This window comes from Gallibacterium genomosp. 2 (assembly GCF_000771895.1).
GTDB lineage: Bacteria > Pseudomonadota > Gammaproteobacteria > Enterobacterales > Pasteurellaceae > Gallibacterium.
Map to the genome: position 1 here is coordinate 1 of NZ_JPXY01000007.1, position 17,918 is coordinate 17,918.

Annotated in this window: 18 protein-coding genes; 3 read left to right on the forward strand and 15 right to left on the reverse strand. The window is 36.0% G+C overall.

Annotated features, from left to right (window positions below):
• From tuf to fkpA, 9 genes are all read right to left on the reverse strand, one after another.
• A partial coding sequence (gene tuf, locus P375_RS01065) for an elongation factor Tu (RefSeq protein ID WP_039133330.1) occupies positions 1–932 on the reverse strand: 932 nt, incomplete at its 3' end.
• A 58-nt stretch (positions 933–990) separates the two neighbouring features.
• Complete coding sequence (fusA, locus tag P375_RS01070) at positions 991–3,096, reverse strand: elongation factor G (protein WP_039133333.1); 2,106 nt, start codon at positions 3,094–3,096, stop codon at positions 991–993.
• Positions 3,097–3,172: 76 nt separating this feature from the next.
• Complete coding sequence (gene rpsG, locus P375_RS01075; protein WP_039133337.1) at positions 3,173–3,643, reverse strand: 30S ribosomal protein S7; 471 nt, start codon at positions 3,641–3,643, stop codon at positions 3,173–3,175.
• A 111-nt stretch (positions 3,644–3,754) separates the two neighbouring features.
• On the reverse strand, positions 3,755–4,129 hold the full coding sequence (gene rpsL / locus P375_RS01080; RefSeq protein WP_013745731.1) for a 30S ribosomal protein S12: 375 nt from the start codon (positions 4,127–4,129) through the stop codon (positions 3,755–3,757).
• Positions 4,130–4,255: 126 nt separating this feature from the next.
• On the reverse strand, positions 4,256–4,543 hold the full coding sequence (locus P375_RS01085; protein WP_039133340.1) for a DsrH/TusB family sulfur relay protein: 288 nt from the start codon (positions 4,541–4,543) through the stop codon (positions 4,256–4,258).
• Between the two features lie 8 nt (positions 4,544–4,551).
• Positions 4,552–4,911: a sulfurtransferase complex subunit TusC gene (gene tusC, locus P375_RS01090; protein ID WP_039133343.1), complete on the reverse strand. Its 360-nt coding sequence runs from the start codon at positions 4,909–4,911 to the stop codon at positions 4,552–4,554.
• A 12-nt stretch (positions 4,912–4,923) separates the two neighbouring features.
• Positions 4,924–5,304, reverse strand: a complete 381-nt coding sequence (gene tusD, locus P375_RS01095) for a sulfurtransferase complex subunit TusD (protein WP_039133346.1) — start codon at positions 5,302–5,304, stop codon at positions 4,924–4,926.
• Positions 5,304–5,993, reverse strand: a complete 690-nt coding sequence (locus P375_RS01100) for a helix-turn-helix transcriptional regulator (protein WP_039133349.1) — start codon at positions 5,991–5,993, stop codon at positions 5,304–5,306. Before P375_RS01100 ends, tusD begins: the two co-directional genes overlap by 1 nt.
• Before the next feature lie 107 nt (positions 5,994–6,100).
• A complete protein-coding gene (gene fkpA, locus P375_RS01105) occupies positions 6,101–6,829 on the reverse strand; it encodes an FKBP-type peptidyl-prolyl cis-trans isomerase (protein WP_039133352.1) in 729 nt (242 codons plus the stop codon).
• A gap of 198 nt (positions 6,830–7,027) precedes the next feature.
• Here fkpA and P375_RS01110 point away from each other — a divergent pair, with 198 nt between their 5' ends.
• Positions 7,028–7,249, forward strand: a complete 222-nt coding sequence (locus P375_RS01110; protein WP_039133355.1) for a SlyX family protein — start codon at positions 7,028–7,030, stop codon at positions 7,247–7,249.
• A 64-nt stretch (positions 7,250–7,313) separates the two neighbouring features.
• Here the strand turns inward: P375_RS01110 and uspA are convergent, their stop codons facing one another.
• Entirely contained in the window at positions 7,314–7,742 is a 429-nt protein-coding gene (uspA, locus tag P375_RS01115; protein ID WP_039087649.1) for a universal stress protein UspA, read from the reverse strand.
• Between the two features lie 134 nt (positions 7,743–7,876).
• On the opposite strand from uspA, the gene mazG reads away from it, so the two are divergent.
• Together mazG and P375_RS01125 are read left to right on the forward strand one after the other, a co-directional pair.
• Complete coding sequence (gene mazG, locus P375_RS01120; protein ID WP_039133359.1) at positions 7,877–8,677, forward strand: nucleoside triphosphate pyrophosphohydrolase; 801 nt, start codon at positions 7,877–7,879, stop codon at positions 8,675–8,677.
• Positions 8,678–8,683: 6 nt separating this feature from the next.
• Positions 8,684–10,525 (forward strand): ABC transporter ATP-binding protein, encoded by a 1,842-nt coding sequence (locus P375_RS01125; protein WP_039133362.1) that lies wholly within the window; start codon positions 8,684–8,686, stop codon positions 10,523–10,525.
• An 87-nt stretch (positions 10,526–10,612) separates the two neighbouring features.
• Here the strand turns inward: P375_RS01125 and P375_RS01130 are convergent, their stop codons facing one another.
• The 5 genes from P375_RS01130 to P375_RS01150 all read right to left on the reverse strand — a co-directional run bounded on the left by P375_RS01130 (position 10,613) and on the right by P375_RS01150 (position 17,702).
• Positions 10,613–12,238 carry a phosphoethanolamine transferase gene (locus P375_RS01130; protein ID WP_039133364.1) on the reverse strand — a complete coding sequence of 542 codons (1,626 nt, stop codon included), beginning with the start codon at positions 12,236–12,238 and terminating at the stop codon, positions 10,613–10,615.
• A gap of 129 nt (positions 12,239–12,367) precedes the next feature.
• Entirely contained in the window at positions 12,368–13,816 is a 1,449-nt protein-coding gene (locus tag P375_RS01135; protein WP_039133366.1) for a sulfatase-like hydrolase/transferase, read from the reverse strand.
• Positions 13,809–15,503, reverse strand: coding sequence for a solute:sodium symporter family transporter (locus P375_RS01140; RefSeq protein ID WP_039133370.1), 1,695 nt, complete (start codon positions 15,501–15,503; stop codon positions 13,809–13,811). The genes P375_RS01135 and P375_RS01140 overlap by 8 nt, the downstream gene beginning before the upstream one ends.
• A gap of 170 nt (positions 15,504–15,673) precedes the next feature.
• Positions 15,674–16,873, reverse strand: a complete 1,200-nt coding sequence (locus tag P375_RS01145; protein ID WP_039133374.1) for an anaerobic sulfatase maturase — start codon at positions 16,871–16,873, stop codon at positions 15,674–15,676.
• Between the two features lie 31 nt (positions 16,874–16,904).
• Positions 16,905–17,702 (reverse strand): sulfite exporter TauE/SafE family protein, encoded by a 798-nt coding sequence (locus P375_RS01150; RefSeq protein ID WP_039133377.1) that lies wholly within the window; start codon positions 17,700–17,702, stop codon positions 16,905–16,907.
• Positions 17,703–17,918 lie beyond the last annotated feature (216 nt).

The following is a 17,918-nucleotide window of genomic DNA, read 5'->3' on the forward strand; positions in this document are numbered from 1 at the left end:
ACGTAAACTTCTGATTCAAAATCTGTGTGTGGAGTGATTGAACCCGGTTTTGCTAATACTTGACCACGTTCGATTTCTTCACGTTTTGTACCACGTAATAATGCACCGATGTTTTCACCTGCACGACCTTCGTCAAGTAATTTACGGAACATTTCTACACCAGTTACAGTCGTTTTCGTAGTTTCTTTGATACCTACGATTTCTACTTCTTCACCTGTACGAATAACACCGCGTTCTACACGTCCTGTTACTACAGTACCACGACCTGAAATTGAGAATACGTCTTCAATTGGTAACAAGAACGGTTGGTCTACTGCACGTTCCGGTTCAGGAATGTATGTATCCAAGTAGTTTGCTAATTCAAGAATTTTTTCTTCCCACGCGGCATCACCTTCTAAGGCTTTTAATGCTGAACCACGTACGATTGGAGTATCATCACCTGGGAAATCATATTGTGATAGAAGTTCACGAACTTCCATTTCTACTAATTCTAATAACTCTTCGTCATCTACCATATCGCATTTGTTTAAGAATACGATGATGTATGGTACACCTACTTGGCGTCCTAATAAGATGTGTTCACGAGTTTGTGGCATTGGACCGTCTGTCGCTGCTACTACTAGAATCGCTCCGTCCATTTGCGCCGCACCGGTAATCATATTTTTTACATAGTCGGCGTGTCCCGGACAGTCAACGTGTGCATAGTGACGAGTTGGAGTATCGTATTCAACGTGTGAGGTGTTGATGGTGATACCACGCGCTTTTTCTTCTGGCGCATTATCGATTTGGTCAAATGCACGAGCTGCACCACCGTAGTGTTTTGCTAATACGGTTGTGATGGCTGCGGTTAAAGTTGTTTTACCATGGTCAACGTGGCCGATTGTACCCACGTTTACGTGCGGTTTTGTACGTTCAAATTTTTCTTTAGACACGATAATTTCCTTTTTAAATTAAAATCTGCACCCCATTAATAGGTTGCAGTTGTTACAATTATTTTGCTTTGCGAGCTTCAATTACTGCAGTTGCTACGCTAGCTGGTGCTTCAGCATATTTCAATGGTTCCATTGAGTAAGAAGCACGACCTTGAGTTTGTGAACGAAGATCTGTTGCATAACCAAACATTTCTGATAATGGTACTTCTGCATTAATCTTAGTAACAAATTCATTACTTTCTTGACCATTTACAAGAGCACGGCGACGGCTTAAGTCACCAATAACATCCCCTACATATTCCGCAGGAGTTTCTACTTCTACTTTCATAATTGGCTCAAGTAATACTGGATTTGCTTTAGCAAACGCTGCTTTAAACGCAATTGATGCTGCTAATTTAAATGCCAATTCTGATGAGTCCACATCATGGTAAGAACCGAAGTGTAAACGCACACCGATATCAACTACTGGATATCCTGCTAACGGACCAGCTTTAAGTTGTTCCTGAATACCTTTATCAACAGCTGGAATATATTCACCAGGAATAACACCACCTTTGATTTCGTTAACAAATTCGTATCCTGGCCCTTCTGGATCCAATGGATACAAGTCGATAACAACATGACCATATTGACCTCGACCACCAGATTGTTTTGCGTGTTTACCTTCAACATCGTTGACACGAGTACGAATAGTTTCACGATAAGCAACTTGTGGTTTACCGATATTTGCTTCCACTTTGAATTCACGACGCATACGGTCAACAATAATATCCAAGTGTAATTCACCCATACCGGAAATAATAGTTTGACCCGACTCTTCATCTGTATGAACACGGAATGATGGGTCTTCTTGTGCTAAACGACCTAACGCCAAGCCCATTTTCTCTTGGTCAGCTTTAGTTTTTGGTTCTACTGCAACAGAAATAACTGGCTCTGGGAATTCCATACGTTCAAGGATAATCGGATTATCTGGATCACATAATGTATCACCAGTTGTAACTTCCTTCAGACCAATTGCGGCTGCAATATCACCTGCACGGACTTCTTTGATTTCTTCACGTTTATTAGCGTGCATTTGAACAATACGACCAAAACGTTCACGCTTTTGTTTTACTGAGTTCATCACAGTATCGCCTGAATTTACTACACCTGAGTAAACACGGAAGAATGTTAAGTTACCTACAAATGGATCTGTTGCAATCTTGAATGCTAGTGCTGAAAATGGTTCATCATCACTCGCATGACGCTCACCTTCGGTATCATCAAGATTAATACCTTTAATTGCTGGTACATCAGTAGGAGCTGGTAAATAATCAATAACAGCATCCAACATTGCTTGTACACCTTTGTTCTTAAATGCAGAACCGCAAGTGATAAGAATGATTTCATTCGCTAATACACGTTGACGTAATGCTGCCCTAACTTCTTCTTCAGTTAGCTCTTCACCGCCAAGGTATTTTTCCATTAATTCTTCAGAAGCTTCTGCTGCTGATTCAATCAAGTTTTGGTGCCATTCATCCGCTAAGTCTTTTAAATCAGCTGGAATATCTTCATAGGTGAAAGTCATACCCTGATCAGCTTCATTCCAGTTGATCGCTTTCATTTTAAGAAGGTCAATAACACCTTTAAAGTTATCTTCCGCACCAATTGGTAATTGGATTGGCACAGCAGTTCCACCTAAACGGGTTTTGATTTGTTCAACAACACGTAAGAAGTTTGCACCTGTACGGTCCATTTTATTTACGAACGCAATACGAGGAACGCCGTACTTATTTGCTTGACGCCATACGGTTTCTGATTGAGGTTGAACACCACCTACCGCACAGTAAACCATTACCGCACCGTCAAGAACACGCATTGAACGTTCTACTTCGATAGTAAAGTCCACGTGTCCCGGAGTATCGATAATATTGATACGGTGTTGTGGGAATTGTTTTGACATACCTTGCCAGAAGCAAGTTGTTGCCGCAGAAGTAATTGTAATACCACGTTCTTGTTCTTGCTCCATCCAGTCCATGGTAGCCGCACCATCGTGCACCTCACCGATCTTATGACTTACACCGGTATAGAAAAGAATACGTTCTGTGGTAGTTGTTTTACCTGCGTCGATGTGAGCACTAATACCGATATTACGATAGCGCTCAATAGGAGTAGTACGTGCCACGATTATTTCCTCTCGCTAGGCTTAAAAAAAGTTAAACCAGCAAGCCTTAACAAGGCTTGCCGCATAATAAATGAAATTACCAACGGTAATGTGCAAATGCTTTATTGGCTTCTGCCATTCGATGAACGTCTTCACGTTTCTTCACTGCAGCGCCTTTATTTTCAACTGCATCTGACAACTCGTTAGCAAGGCGTAATGCCATAGATTTGTCACCACGTTTACGAGCTGCTTCTACAATCCAACGCATACCTAATGCATTACGACGAACCGGACGAACTTCTACTGGTACCTGATAAGTAGAACCACCAACACGGCGAGATTTAACCTCTACAGTAGGACGAACATTTTCCAATGCTGCTTCAAACGCTTCTAAATGTTCTTTACCAGTTCTTTGTGCTAATGTATCTAGAGCAGTATAAACAATTTTTTCAGCGATAGATTTTTTACCATCTACCATTAAAACATTAATAAATTTTGCAAGTAATTCTGATCCGAACTTTGGATCTGGAAGAATCTTGCGTTGACCAATCACACGACGACGTGGCATGGTTTTTTCTCCGTATATTAAATCTTCAGGTTATCCAAAACTCTATTTCTGGAGTCTTGTATGCTATCTATGTTCTAAATTAAACGTTTGGCCTTACTTAACGGAGAACCATTAAGCTTTAGGGCGTTTCACGCCGTATTTAGAACGACCTTGTTTACGATCTTTTACGCCTGCACAGTCTAATGCGCCGCGTACGGTGTGGTAACGCACACCTGGTAAGTCTTTAACACGACCGCCACGAATTAATACAACGGAGTGTTCTTGTAAGTTATGACCTTCACCACCAATGTAGGAAGTTACTTCATAACCATTAGTTAAACGAATACGGCATACTTTACGTAATGCTGAATTCGGTTTTTTAGGTGTAGTTGTGTACACACGAGTACACACGCCACGTTTCTGCGGGCAAGCCTCTAATGCAGGAACGTTGCTTTTTACAACCTTTTTCACACGCGGTTTGCGTACTAATTGGTTGATAGTTGCCATTAAAAAGCTCCAGTTTAAATAAAATTATTCACTATTGAATGTTAAATTAACCCCATTCCATAGAAGAATGGACGATGAATTCTATTCTTTAACGATAACTATGTCAAGATTTTGTACAATTAGAATTTAGAGATTAATTTGAGGGTAATAATCCTCAGTGATCTGCACAGTTTGAGATAAATCGATACATTTTGCATTTGTAGCTATTTTACTCAAAACAGAGGAAATACCTCGCGCCATTACATCATTTTCCAATAAGAAATACTGTGTTAATTGATTAAATAATATTGGATACTTCAATGGTAACAATACGCCATCCTGCCATAATAAAATCACATCACATGGGGTTAATTGTTGGAAAATTTGCTGTAACCATTGAATATCATATTCGCGATTGGCAAAGGTATAAAGCATAGCATTCCTTAAAATGTTAAAATTTTTTCTGCTTGATACAGTCGTTTAAAAAAATTTTCATTATCTAATACGACAACAGGTAAAGATAACGCTTCTTTTGAACATTGATAATGTTGCAAATCTTCTTCACAGACAAAGCATTGTTCAATTTCATATAACATTAATAATTTACTCATTGCTGCCGTGTCTTTTTGTAAAATAGCATCCGCTTGTTGCTGTTTTAATAAAGATAATATGCCATCACGCCAAAAAAACACTCCGATTTCTTTTTCATCACAATAAGCAGACATTGCCAATAGAGCATCAAGACCTTCTCTTACTTTACTGCTTCCATAAGGAGGATGGGTAAAAATAAATGCAACTTTCATATGTTAATTTTTTTAAAAAGTAATAACTCGATCAACGGTTAAAACTGCTTGGCTGAATTCCCCCAATCCGGTAAGAACAAACCCTTCTGCCAAATTATTTTGTGTTCCATCTGACGAACAGGCTTCATCAACAATACCTCGACGTTGTGATGCGGCGATACATAGATTTAATGCAAATTGATGTTTTTTCGATAACTGTTGCCACTGCTTGACTAAATTTATTTCGTCATTAGCTGGGTAAACAAACAAATTACCATTTGTTACTCCCGATTGAGAAAAAAAAACCTGATCAATAATATGTCCGGCATTAAGTAATGCTTGTGCAAACTGATAGGCAAGATAACTTGCTTGTGAACCATAAACTGGTTGTGTAACAGAGAGTAGATAACGCATTATTTTAATTCATCCTGCTTAATCTGACGAATGTATAAATAAACTGTATGGCGAGAAATTTCTAACCTTTCCGCCACCTGATTAATAGCGTCTTTTATATCAAAAATCCCTTTCTCAAATAATGAATGAACGATCTGTTTATTTTTATTATTGTTCGACACATTACGATCATTAGTAACATCTTCAATTGTCTGTTCAACCGTTTGCGCTACTAACTCTTCCACTGATGAAGCAAAATTAACTTCCGAAGAACTTTCTTCCTGTTCGTGTGTCGGCATAAATCCTTGTACAAATTCCGCTACCGGTACGCTCAAATTAATATTAATACACAATAAACCGATAATACGTTGCTGAGGGTTTCGAATAGCAATACTAATTGATTTCATCAAACCATTAGTTTTAGCTCGCGTAAAATAAGGTTTAGAGACACTATCCGTTTTCATTTGATGTAATGATCGCAGTGCCAAATCAGTTAACGGAGAACCAACTTTACGATTAGTATTGTGTCCATTAGCGATACAAATGGCCGAATGTTTCAAATTCTCTAAAGAGTGAAGCACTATCTCACAATGTCCGCCGATTAATGCCGCAATGCCTTCCACTACAGGAATATAAGATTGAATAATATTATGATCTTCTTTACTAAATGGTTGTTGTTCCTGTAAAAAAATATCATCATCTAAATTCATTGCTATTGCCTTCCATTCTGTACATTAATACTTCTGATCGCTGATTCTTAAACTAAGAACGGACATTACTGTCCGTTTCTTATTTACTTTGTTTTTAATCACTAAAATTACTTACTATTTGATTTCACATCTAATAATTCAATATCAAAAATCAATGTTGAATTTGGTGGAATCTGACCGGTTTGCTGATCACCATAAGCTAAATTCGGTGGCAATACCAATTGAATTTTACCGCCTTTTTTGATTAAACCAATTCCTTCAACCCAACCTGGAATAAGCTGTCCCAACTGGAACTCAATTGGTTGGTTACGTTTATATGAACTATCAAATTCAGTACCATCAATCAATTTTCCACGATAATTCACTTTCACGGTATCATTTTCCGTTGGTGAAACACCTTCACCCATTTTTTCTATACGATAAAGAATCCCGCTTTTAGTTTGTTTTACTCCATTTTCTTTCGCATATTTTTCGCGATAAACTTTGCCCTTTTCTTCATTCTCTTTTGCAACTTTTTCAAGCTCTACCTGAGTAGCTTTTGTTAATTGCGCATCCAATTCCTGTAACTGCTTTTGTAGAACTTCATCTGAAAGCGTTGTTTTTCCCATTAATGTATCGCGTACACCATCCAAAATTTTATTATTATCATATTCAATCAAAGATTTTTGCCCATCTAAAGATTGTTGAATATTTTTACCTAAAAATACGCCTATAGCATAAGAAGATTGTTCAATAAACTTTTTATCTTTTAATTGAGAATCTTCTGCAAAACTATGGCTGCTTATTGCTAACAACACAAAACCAGAAAGAAAAGCAAGTTTTTGAATAGATCGCATAATTATTTGTTCTCCATAAGAAAATAATAGATTTTTACTTCCATAAAAATTTTATTGAATAGATTAAAATGATTTAAGAAAATATACAATATATATTTAAAATTTAAACAAAATTATTAATTTTCCCTATACTTTATTCAGAATTTGGCATAACTATTCAATTCAACAATACAAAGTAGGTTACTCAAGAGGCAATTAATGAACCAATTTGATGATTTAATAGAAAGAATGGATGAACTAGAAACAAAAGTCGCTTTTCAAGAAAACACTATTGAACAACTTAACCAAGCATTGATTGAACAACAATTCATCATCGATAAAATGCAATTACAGCTTCGTTATCTCGCACAAAAACTAAAAGATGTGCAACCATCCAATATCGCAACTCAGACAGAAGAAACACCACCACCACACTATTAACTATCAAAAAGATAAAAAACCTCTGCAATCAACAGACGCAGAGGTTTTTTCAAGCTATAATTCACTATTCGTCATCTTTCAAAGGAACAACCAACATATCAACATTGATATTGTTCATTACTTGACGAGTTGAGGACATTAATTTACTCCAGAAATCCTGGTGATGTCCGACAATAAGAATATCAACATCATATTTGCTTACGGCATCAGCCAACACTGTACCAAGATCGCCATTACCACATAATGTTTCGGTAACCGGATAACCTGCTTGTTTTGCCAATTCAACAAGGGCATCGTGAGTCTCATCGGAAATACGATCTTGCATAGAAGACATATTTACATCGATTAACCCGGTATAGAGGTCGGAAAAATTAACATCTACGTGAATAATAGAAAGTTTAGCTCCATTGTTTTTAGCTACTTGAACAGCTTTAGCTAGTAAAACATTACTTTCTTCAGAAAGGTCTACTGCGACAAGAACGTGCTTATACATAATGATTCCTCCATTTATAATCAGCTAATCGAATAAGCTATGATGTTATACTAACATTAAAATTAAGTGAAAAATTTGCGGTTGATCACGCTATTAAAAATTCAATACAAATTAATTCTAAAATGGAGTATTAAATGACAACAAAATTAGAAAAATTTGCCAAGATTATCGCTAAATTACGCGATCCGAACGGAGGTTGCCCTTGGGATCTAGAACAAACCTATCAAACAATGCCTCCTCACATCCTTGAAGAGGCATATGAGGTTGTCGAAGCCATTAATCAAGATGATCGAAAAGAATTAAAAGAAGAACTTGGCGATTTATTGATGCAAGTCGTATTTTTAAGCCAATTAGCTCAAGAAGAGGGAACATTTACGCTCAATGATGTGATTGACGGCATTACCGATAAAATTATCCGGCGTCATCCACACGTTTTCGGTGAAATAAAAGCAGATAATAGCGAGGAAGTGCTGAAAAATTGGGAGAATATCAAACAGCAGGAACGTTATAAAAAAGCACAATATTCCATTTTGGATAATGTACCGATAGCTCTCCCTTCTTTGCTACGTGCTGCTAAATTACAAAAGCGTTGTGCAAAAGTAGGTTTTGATTGGTCAGAATTGGAACCAACAATACAAAAAGTTGAAGAAGAGTTACAGGAAGTTAGAGATGAGATCTTAAAACAACCTCAAAATCCTCAGGCAATAGAAGAGGAGATAGGTGATCTACTCTTTGCTACCGTCAATGTTGCTAGACATTTAAAACTTAATCCAGAAGAGGCTTTACGCAAAGCAAATTTGAAATTTGAACGCCGTTTCCGTCAAGTTGAACAACGTATTCTTGACTCTGGTCGCCAACTGGAACAAGTATCTTTAGCAGAAATGGATTTAATTTGGGATCAAATAAAACGACAAGAAAAACAAGAGGATCATTAACGTACTATGTTATTAAATCGTATTTATAGCTGGTTTGAACATCGGCTTAATCCTTATCCGGATGAAATGCCTGAAGTACCGAAACACGGATTAATTAAATTTATTTGGTCCTGTACCGAAGGAATGCGCGGTTGGATTTTATTACTCACCATTATGGTCATCGGTATCGGTGCAATGGAAGCCATTTTATTTCAGTTTATGGGGGTATTAGTGGATTGGTTATCACAATATTCACCACAACAATTATGGCACCAAAAACAGTGGCAATTAATCGCAATGGCGGCTTTAATGCTGTTCAGTATTCTTTGGTCATTCATTGCCGCCAATATCCATCTGCAAACTTTACAAGGCGTTTTTCCAATGCGGTTACGTTGGAATTTTCACCGTTTAATGCTAGGACAAAGTTTAGGTTTTTATCAGGATGAATTTGCTGGACGTGTTTCAGCGAAAGTAATGCAAACAGCACTGGCTGTACGAGATACGGTTTTGACGATTTCTGATGTGATGACCTATGTTATCGTCTATTTCATTACTTCCGGTGCAGTACTAATCGCATTGGACGGTTGGTTTGTACTACCATTTATTATCTGGTTAGTACTGTTTATCATAATTCTGAAAATTTTTATCCCAAAATTGGCATACACAGCAGAACGTCAAGCCGATGCCCGTTCTTTAATGACCGGTCGTATAACTGATGCTTACGCCAATATTACTACTGTCAAACTCTTTTCTCACGGTTTACGAGAAGCTAGTTATGCTAAACGCTCAATGCAAGAATTTATGGTAACTGTTCACGCACAAATGCGATTAGCAACCTCTTTAGAAACGCTCACCTATTTAACCAATATTCTATTAACTCTCAGCACTGGTTTTTTAGGTTTATGGCTATGGAGCAGAGGCAGCACTGGGGTCGGTGCTATTGCTACTGCTATCGCAATGGCATTGAGAGTGAACAATCTTTCTCGTTGGATTATGTGGGAAGCAGCTCGTCTTTTTGAAAACATCGGTACTGTGAATGACGGTATGCACACACTATCCAAACCGCATACGATAGTTGATAAAATCAATGCGACTGATCTAGTCGTACATAAAGGAGAAATTAAATTTGAACACATTAACTTCTCTTATGAAGCAGATAAACCGTTGCTAACAGATTTTAATCTCACCATTAAACCGGGAGAAAAAGTAGGTTTAATTGGTCGTTCCGGTGCTGGTAAATCCACTATCGTAAACTTGTTATTACGTTTTTATGAAGCAGGTCAAGGCAATATCACTATTGATGGGCAGAATATTTGCAATGTCCGCCAAGAAAGTTTACGTAGTCAGATCGGCTTAGTAACACAAGACACCTCATTGTTACACCGTTCCGTGCGTGAAAATATTATCTATGGAAGACCTGATGCCAGTGAAGAAGAAATGATCTCAGCGGCGGAACGTGCCGAAGCAGCTGGGTTTATTCCAATTTTAAGTGATGCACAAGGTCGCCACGGTTATGACGCTCACGTTGGTGAACGAGGTGTTAAGCTTTCCGGAGGGCAACGTCAACGCATTGCCATCGCTCGTGTAATGTTAAAAGATGCACCAATTTTATTATTGGATGAAGCAACTAGCGCATTGGATTCCGAAGTTGAAGCCGCCATTCAAGAAAGTTTAGATAAAATGATGGAAAATAAAACCGTTATTGCTATTGCACACCGTCTTTCCACGATTGCAGCAATGGATCGTCTCATTGTGTTGGATAAAGGTCATATTGTTGAACAGGGAACTCACAGTGAGTTATTGGCTCAAAATGGACTTTACGCTAAATTATGGAAACATCAAAGTGGTGGTTTTCTTAGCGAAAATTAACTCATTTTCAATCAGCAAAAATAAACAGAGGGCTTTGTATCGCCCTCTGTTTTCTCTTACTCTATTATTCACATCCATCTATTGAAGTTACTGTTTTTTACACTGTGTAATAATATCCAATTCCTTTTTATATACCGAAGTATTCGGGTTCATATCCATTAAACCAAATAAGGTACTGTATAAATTATCGTGTGAATAAGATCGTTGCTGAGCATTTTGCTCTAAACAATCAAAATCAATATTTTCATTCTGTCTAAAGCGATCTGAGAACCACATTATCATTGGAATTCGGGTTTGCTGTTCTGGTGCAATAGCATAAGGAGTGCCGTGTAAATAAACACCATTTTCACCTAATGATTCTCCGTGATCTGATAAATAATAAACAGCAGCTTCCAGTTCTGGATGAGATTCCATTTTCTTAATTACATTATCTAAAAACTGATCAATATATAAAATGCCATTATTATAAGTATTCACTAATTGTTCATTGCTACACTTCTGAATTTCATTAGTATCGCAAGTCGGTGTAAAACGGCGGTACTGTTCGGAATAACGCTCATAATAAGTTGGTCCGTGACTACCAATTGTATGCAAAACTAGCACTGTGTCTTTATGCGTTTTTTTAATTACATCATCAATATACGATAATAAAATATTGTCCAAACATTCACCATCCTTACAATACTGAGGATCATTGGTTGCCGTAATATCTTTATTCAGAACACGTTCACATACTCCCTTACAACCGCTGTCATTATCTAACCAGATCACTTCTACACCAGCACGCTGCAACACATCCAAAATATTATCTTGATGAGATGCCTTAACTGCATCATAACCATCTCTTCCCATACCCGAAAACATACAAGGCACTGAAAGTGCAGTCGCTGTACCACAACTGGAAACATTTTTAAAATTAATTATCTGTTTTCCTCGAGCTGCCAACAATGGTGTAGTTTGTGGTTGATAGCCATTTAACCCCCAATTTTGTGCTCGAGTAGTTTCACCAACAACCAATACCGTAAAGTGACGATAGTCATCCGGTTTTTCCTGTGCTGCATCCAAACCTAATTGTGTATACGGCATATTAGCTTCACGAATTCGTTTAATCTCATTAATACCAGCACTAATAAAATTAGAAGGTACAATTAATGCCGGCACACTCTTGTTATTTCGCACAAATCCGGCGTAATCCTGATAGAAGACTTTTGCAATACCAACAATCACAACCACCGAAAGCAGAATTAAACCAATGCGATAAGCAATTTCTTTATACCAAACACGATAATCAACTTTCACCAATAAATATAATAATGCCGGCACAACGCCAAAGCCGATAATCCAAGCAATATAAGGCAATGTCATCATTCGAGAACTTTCGGCAAAGTTGGTCTGCAAAACATTTTCCAACATATCGGTTGTAAAATAGACATCTAGAAAAACTTCGCTATAACCAATCGCTGCACTGATGATCAACAACGCTGGTATAAGCACTTTATGCAATAATGGTAGTGCCAAAATTTGAAATACCGCATTCAACACAAAAAAGACAAAGAAAGGTACAGTTAATAAGAAGTAATCCCCTGCCGCACCGGTAAAAGGATGGATTGAAAGCACTTTTGCATAAAATGCATAATTTAAGATCAGTGTAAAATAGAGTGCAACCAAAGCCATTAAGGTGGACGATCGCATTGACAATGCTATTTTCTGCATAAAATAAAAATTCCCTAATCTAAATAAATCTGCCACGCTTTGACAATGGTTTTAATCCAATAGTTCTATTGCATAATAAAAAACTGCACACGATGGTGCAGTTTTTTCTAACTATAACTAAAAGAGAGCTTAAATTTCCTGAATAATGCGATAAACCCAATTTTCTAGTGGATCGTTGATTTTTTTCATCTCAAGCCACATTTCTTCCAGCATCTCTTTCTTCACTGAAGTATAACGCTTGTCATAAAAGAGATTTTCCATTTCCTCAGGATCTCTGACGATATCATATAGTTCACAAACATCGCTGGCATTAAAAACTAATTTATAATCTTTACGCCGCCACATTCGCTGTTCAAAATAAACAAAATGTCCGGCTAACTGTGCTAATAAGCCTTTCCGATTATTATTTTTATGTTGCCTTATTATTGGTAATAAACTGGCACCTTCAAATTCGGTAGGTATAGGCTGATTGGCAACATCATATACCGTCGAAGTTAAATCATGCAGGTAGACTAAATTATCATCTCGTTGATTAATTCGATCGGATAATGGGTCTTTAATAATTAAAGGAATATTATAAGTACTATCAAACATAAACTCCCCTTTCTCAATCATTCGATGATGTCCCATTGCATCACCATGGTCTGCCGTTATTACAATAAAGCTTTCTTCATATAATCCTTTTTCTTTTAAAAATTTAAACAATTCGCCTATTGCATCATCAATCAATGTAATATAACCCCAGAATTTTGTGATGACCTCTTTCCAATGTGCTTCACTTGCTTCCCACATTCCCCACATTTTAGAAATAGTTCTATAATGCCCAGGCTTCCCTTCTAGCGGCTTAAAAAAACTTTTATCCAATATCACATCTTTTGGATCATACATAGAATAATAGGGTTCAGGAACAATGCAAGGCGTGTGAGGCCCCCAGAAATTTATCCAAGTAAAGAATGGCTTTCCCTCATCCAAAGACTCTTGAATATAACGCTTTGTTTCATCAAGCAGAAAATATGGAATAGTTTGTTCTTTAGAACCCGATAATAAACCACATAATTCTTGAACTCGTAAATGTGGATTATCACCAAAATAGGCCCGACTAACTTCTGGAATATCAAATCCTTTTTCCATTAGCCATGATTGATAACGATTAGAATGAGTAGGTGGCTGATCAAAAACAAGATTTTTGTAAACTCGACTACCTGGGTATCCATAACCATCAAAATTATGCCCTTTAATACCATAATCAGCAGGTACTGATTTTGTGCCTACATGCCATTTCCCAACCACATAACTATTGTACCCTTCAAGATGAGTAATATTAGGTTGATTAACATCCACTTCACCGCTACCACCTTTTTCACCATTTCTAATAATGCCGTGAGAAGAAGGCATTAATCCTGTGAATAAAGAGGTTCTTGCTGGTCCACATACAGATGCAGGCGTAAAAGCATTATCAAAACAAATTCCCTCTTTCGCCAATTTATCTATATTAGGCGTTTTAACAATGCTATGCCCATAAGGACCTAGCATATCCTTTCTTACTTGATCTAATAAAATATAAATTATATTACGCATATTTAGCCTTCTGTTTATTTTTTCCTACCACCATAAATAAGACAACTTGAAGAATCAAATATCCTCCAATAATCCATAATGGTTTACCATTCATAGAAGCTAGTCCAATAGGAGATAATAGTGCATAAAGTGTTATCAATCCTAAAATAAGCGATGCCACGGTAACATTGACATATTCCCAATTACTTAGGTCAACATTACTTTTATTTTCAGAATTATCTTGATAAGGTGTTTTTCTTCTTAAGAATATACCTAAAAACAACATCACAGCAACATCAAAGACAAATAGTGCAGCCATCACATAGACGAAATTAATTTTTACATTAAATACCCATACGATTAAGAAATATAAAATAACATGGAGAAGCAACGCAATTCTTGCTGCCAAGCCTGAAACAGTTTTATTAAATAATCCTACTGCAAATAAAGCAACAATAGGAATATTCACAAAACCAGCAAAACGTTTAGTAATTAAGAAAATACCATCTGTGCCAAACATTAATAATGGACCAATAATAATTGTAATAATCGCCATAAATGCTGAAACTTTTTTCGCATATGTAATCAATTCTGAATCACTAAATGTTTTTTTGCTAATTGAAGGTAATAAATCCTTACAATAAATTGTTGCTGCTGAATTTAAGAATGAATTAAATGTACTTAAAATAGCACCGAATAATGCTGCAACAAAGAAACCTTGTAATACAGTTGGCAATACTCGGTTGACTAATTCCGGGTAAGATAAATCAATTGGATTCAAACCTTCACCAATAATGTGGAAACTAAGCAGTCCTGGTAAATTTAAAATTATTGGTAACAGTAATAAAAATAAGGCTGCAATTAATATTCCTTTCTGCCCTGCTTTTAAATCTTTAGCCCCTAATGCTCTTTGTACTATTGCTTGATTGGTTGTCCAATAAAAGAAGTGAACTAACATAATACCGGTAAAAATTGTCGGCCAAGGTACGGCATCTGTCGCACTGCCTATTGCATTAAACTTCTCTACATGAGTGGTGCCAATAATATGCACCCCTTCCATAAAACTACCATTTCCTAAATAAATCAAGGCAAAAATAGGAACCAAAATAGCACCAATCACAAGAATAATAGCATTAATTGTGTCTGAAACTGCCACAGCTTTTAATCCACCAAATATCGCATATGCAGCTCCAACAACCCCAATAGCAATTATGGTATAAACAATAGATTCTCCATAACTAATATTAAAAGCCGCTTCCAAATTAAATATTTTATTAAATGCAATGGCTCCAGTATAAAGAGCTGTTGGAATAACAATAAAAAGATAGAAAACTAAAAAAAGACCAGACATAATTAAACGTGTCTGTCTATCAAAACGGTTTTCAAAAAACTCCGGAATAGTAGTATATCCGTTTCTAATATACTTCGGTAACAAATATACTGCTAAAAAGCATAATGGAATTACTGTAGGTACTGTCCAAGCTATAATTGAGAAATTACCAATATAGGAATTGGCATTCACACCTATAATTTGTTCTGTAGATAATGAAGTTAATATCATAGAACAGCCAATGATAAAGCCACTTAATCTCCTTCCAGCAAGGAAATAACCTTTAGAGGTTGACAAATCATCGTGTCTAGTTTTTAACCAAGAAATAAGTGCCACTCCCCCTGTCACTAATAAAAAACTCAATATTGTTAATAACATATTGCCTCCTATCCTTTCCAAAATATACATATTCATATACAAGAATAGAAGTTTTTATTTTTATTAGTTATGATAATAATCATAGTTAATATGTGAGAAAGATCACAAATTCTAAAAGTAAATTTTATAAGTAATATATTTATGTAACAATTTTCTGTTTTTTATTTCGGTTAACGAGATAACATACTCATTATCTCTCTTGTACTTCTACCTTGTCGAATAATATCCCGAATACGTGACATTATTGGAGCACTATGACGGAAAAAGAAGTGGTATGAAGGACATAAATAATTTTGTTTAAATTGTTCTCCTTTCAAAGAAACAATACGATGTTTCGGACATCCACCATAACAAAAATGCCGCACCTCACATTTCTGACATTGTTTTGTTAACGTTTCCAATTTAGCGTTACCAAATCTTATCTGTTTAGGTGAATTAACGATATGAGTTAATGATTGATGATTCACATTGCCTATTTTATAGGCGGGGTAAACAAAATGATCACAACTATAAACATCACCATTTGACTCTAATATCATCGCTCTACCACAGGTTTCCTGATGAACACAACTTCTTGATGGAAATCCTAACCATTGACCTAATAAATCATCAAACATATTAATAAAAATATGACCTATATCCTCTTTGATCCATTCATTAAATACATCCAATAAAAATTGCCCATATCCTTCTGCAGGAACAGAAAATGGTGTCATTCGATAGTTTTTACCTGGATTAAAATCTTGTCGTTGTGCTGAATAATTAGCAACTTCCACAATAGGAATAAATTGCATAAAAGTCGAGCCCAATGCTTTTAATGCTTGATAGGTTTCCTTTCCTTTATTCCAATTCCGATCATTTACAACAGTTAACGTATTAAAATCAACTTGATATGCTTTTAATAATTCAATAGCGTGCTTTACGCGAGCAAAAGTAGGTTGCCCATTGATAGAAATGCGATATTTATTATGCACCTCCTCTAGTCCATCAACCGAGATCCCAATTAAAAATTTATTATCTTTAAAGAATTCGCACCATTGCCGATTTAAAGCCATCCCGTTAGTTTGAAAACTATTGCTAATTTGTTTAGTTCCAGCAAATTTTGATTGTAGGCTAACCACTTTCCTAAAAAAATCTAATCCCAATAAAGTTGGCTCACCGCCTTGCCACATAAAATCAATTCGTTCACCTGGAAATGAATCAATATAATTTTTAATGTAATTTTCCAATGTCTGTTCCGTCATTGAATTGATATGACGCGTAAACACCTGTTCTTTTTGTAAATAAAAGCAATATTCACATTTAATATTGCAATGAAAACTACTGGGTTTCGCCATCATATGGAAATAAATTTTTTTCTGTTTCGACATAAAATTAAAGCTCTCAAATAACATAATAAATTTAAATGAGTTGTAACAATAACATATATGATGCGATAAGAAGTAGAGTTAAACCTAATAACTTTTGGGATAATTCAGGCTTCAATTTACCTCGAATTTTCATAGAGAAGAAACTCATTACAAATGAGCTAAGCACAACAATTACAACAATACTAAAATTCACATAACCAACTTGCCATGAATGAGGGATAATAATACCTGGCGATTTAGATAAATAGCCATACAAATTACCAATACCTCCAATTACCATCATATAATTTGTATATACTGCGATTTGTCTAATATTGATACTTGGCAATTGAGCAATCAAAGGCGACATAATAGATCCACCGCCAATACCTGTGATACCTGCTATTCCCCCACCTAAAAAGCAAGCTAAAATACCTGGCAATGTATCGTTACTTTGCTCACGTTTTTTTCTGTCTCCTTTTATATCCAACAGGGTTTTAAGTGCTAATAACACTAAAGTTACAACAAAAATAGTCACAATGACGAAATCTGACACATCAAAACTAAGGTAGAAGCCAAGCTGCACCCCTACAATCATAGCCAATGACCAAAAAATCATCTTTTTTTTATCAATCTGAATTTTTTGTTTAATAAAATAGATTAAATTGATCACTGAAGTTCCCATTACAATCGTTAAAGAAGTCGCCGCAACCATCTGCAAAGGCATCTCTGGGAACATCGTATGCAACACTGGTACCATCAAAACGCCGCCGCCAATTCCAAATAAGGCAGACATCAGATTAGACAAAAATCCACATACGACTAATGTAATAATAATCGGTAAAGTCATATTCCATCCTAATAATTTTTCTTTATTATGAATGAGCTTTACACAATAACTTTATGATCATCATCATATTGATAAGTTATAAATATATAACCATTCACAATATAATACCCTATAAAAATTTGTGAAGTATCTCACAATAAGTTTATGATAATTATCATAATTATTTGGCTCCATTGCTTTTTATACTCAAATCATTATTAACTTTCTCACATAGTA

Excerpts from the sequence above, each read along its gene's own strand:
- rpsG (WP_039133337.1), bottom strand. The coding sequence starts at position 3,643 with ATGCCACGTCGTCGTGTGATTGGTCAACGCAAGATTCTTCCAGATCCA.
- rpsL (WP_013745731.1), bottom strand. The coding sequence starts at position 4,129 with ATGGCAACTATCAACCAATTAGTACGCAAACCGCGTGTGAAAAAGGTT.
- P375_RS01085 (WP_039133340.1), bottom strand. The coding sequence starts at position 4,543 with ATGCTTTATACCTTTGCCAATCGCGAATATGATATTCAATGGTTACAG.
- tusC (WP_039133343.1), bottom strand. The coding sequence starts at position 4,911 with ATGAAAGTTGCATTTATTTTTACCCATCCTCCTTATGGAAGCAGTAAA.
- tusD (WP_039133346.1), bottom strand. The coding sequence starts at position 5,304 with ATGCGTTATCTACTCTCTGTTACACAACCAGTTTATGGTTCACAAGCA.
- P375_RS01100 (WP_039133349.1), bottom strand. The coding sequence starts at position 5,993 with ATGAATTTAGATGATGATATTTTTTTACAGGAACAACAACCATTTAGT.
- fkpA (WP_039133352.1), bottom strand. The coding sequence starts at position 6,829 with ATGCGATCTATTCAAAAACTTGCTTTTCTTTCTGGTTTTGTGTTGTTA.
- P375_RS01110 (WP_039133355.1), top strand. The coding sequence starts at position 7,028 with ATGAACCAATTTGATGATTTAATAGAAAGAATGGATGAACTAGAAACA.
- uspA (WP_039087649.1), bottom strand. The coding sequence starts at position 7,742 with ATGTATAAGCACGTTCTTGTCGCAGTAGACCTTTCTGAAGAAAGTAAT.
- mazG (WP_039133359.1), top strand. The coding sequence starts at position 7,877 with ATGACAACAAAATTAGAAAAATTTGCCAAGATTATCGCTAAATTACGC.
- P375_RS01125 (WP_039133362.1), top strand. The coding sequence starts at position 8,684 with ATGTTATTAAATCGTATTTATAGCTGGTTTGAACATCGGCTTAATCCT.
- P375_RS01130 (WP_039133364.1), bottom strand. The coding sequence starts at position 12,238 with ATGCAGAAAATAGCATTGTCAATGCGATCGTCCACCTTAATGGCTTTG.
- P375_RS01135 (WP_039133366.1), bottom strand. The coding sequence starts at position 13,816 with ATGCGTAATATAATTTATATTTTATTAGATCAAGTAAGAAAGGATATG.
- P375_RS01140 (WP_039133370.1), bottom strand. The coding sequence starts at position 15,503 with ATGTTATTAACAATATTGAGTTTTTTATTAGTGACAGGGGGAGTGGCA.
- P375_RS01145 (WP_039133374.1), bottom strand. The coding sequence starts at position 16,873 with ATGTCGAAACAGAAAAAAATTTATTTCCATATGATGGCGAAACCCAGT.
- P375_RS01150 (WP_039133377.1), bottom strand. The coding sequence starts at position 17,702 with ATGACTTTACCGATTATTATTACATTAGTCGTATGTGGATTTTTGTCT.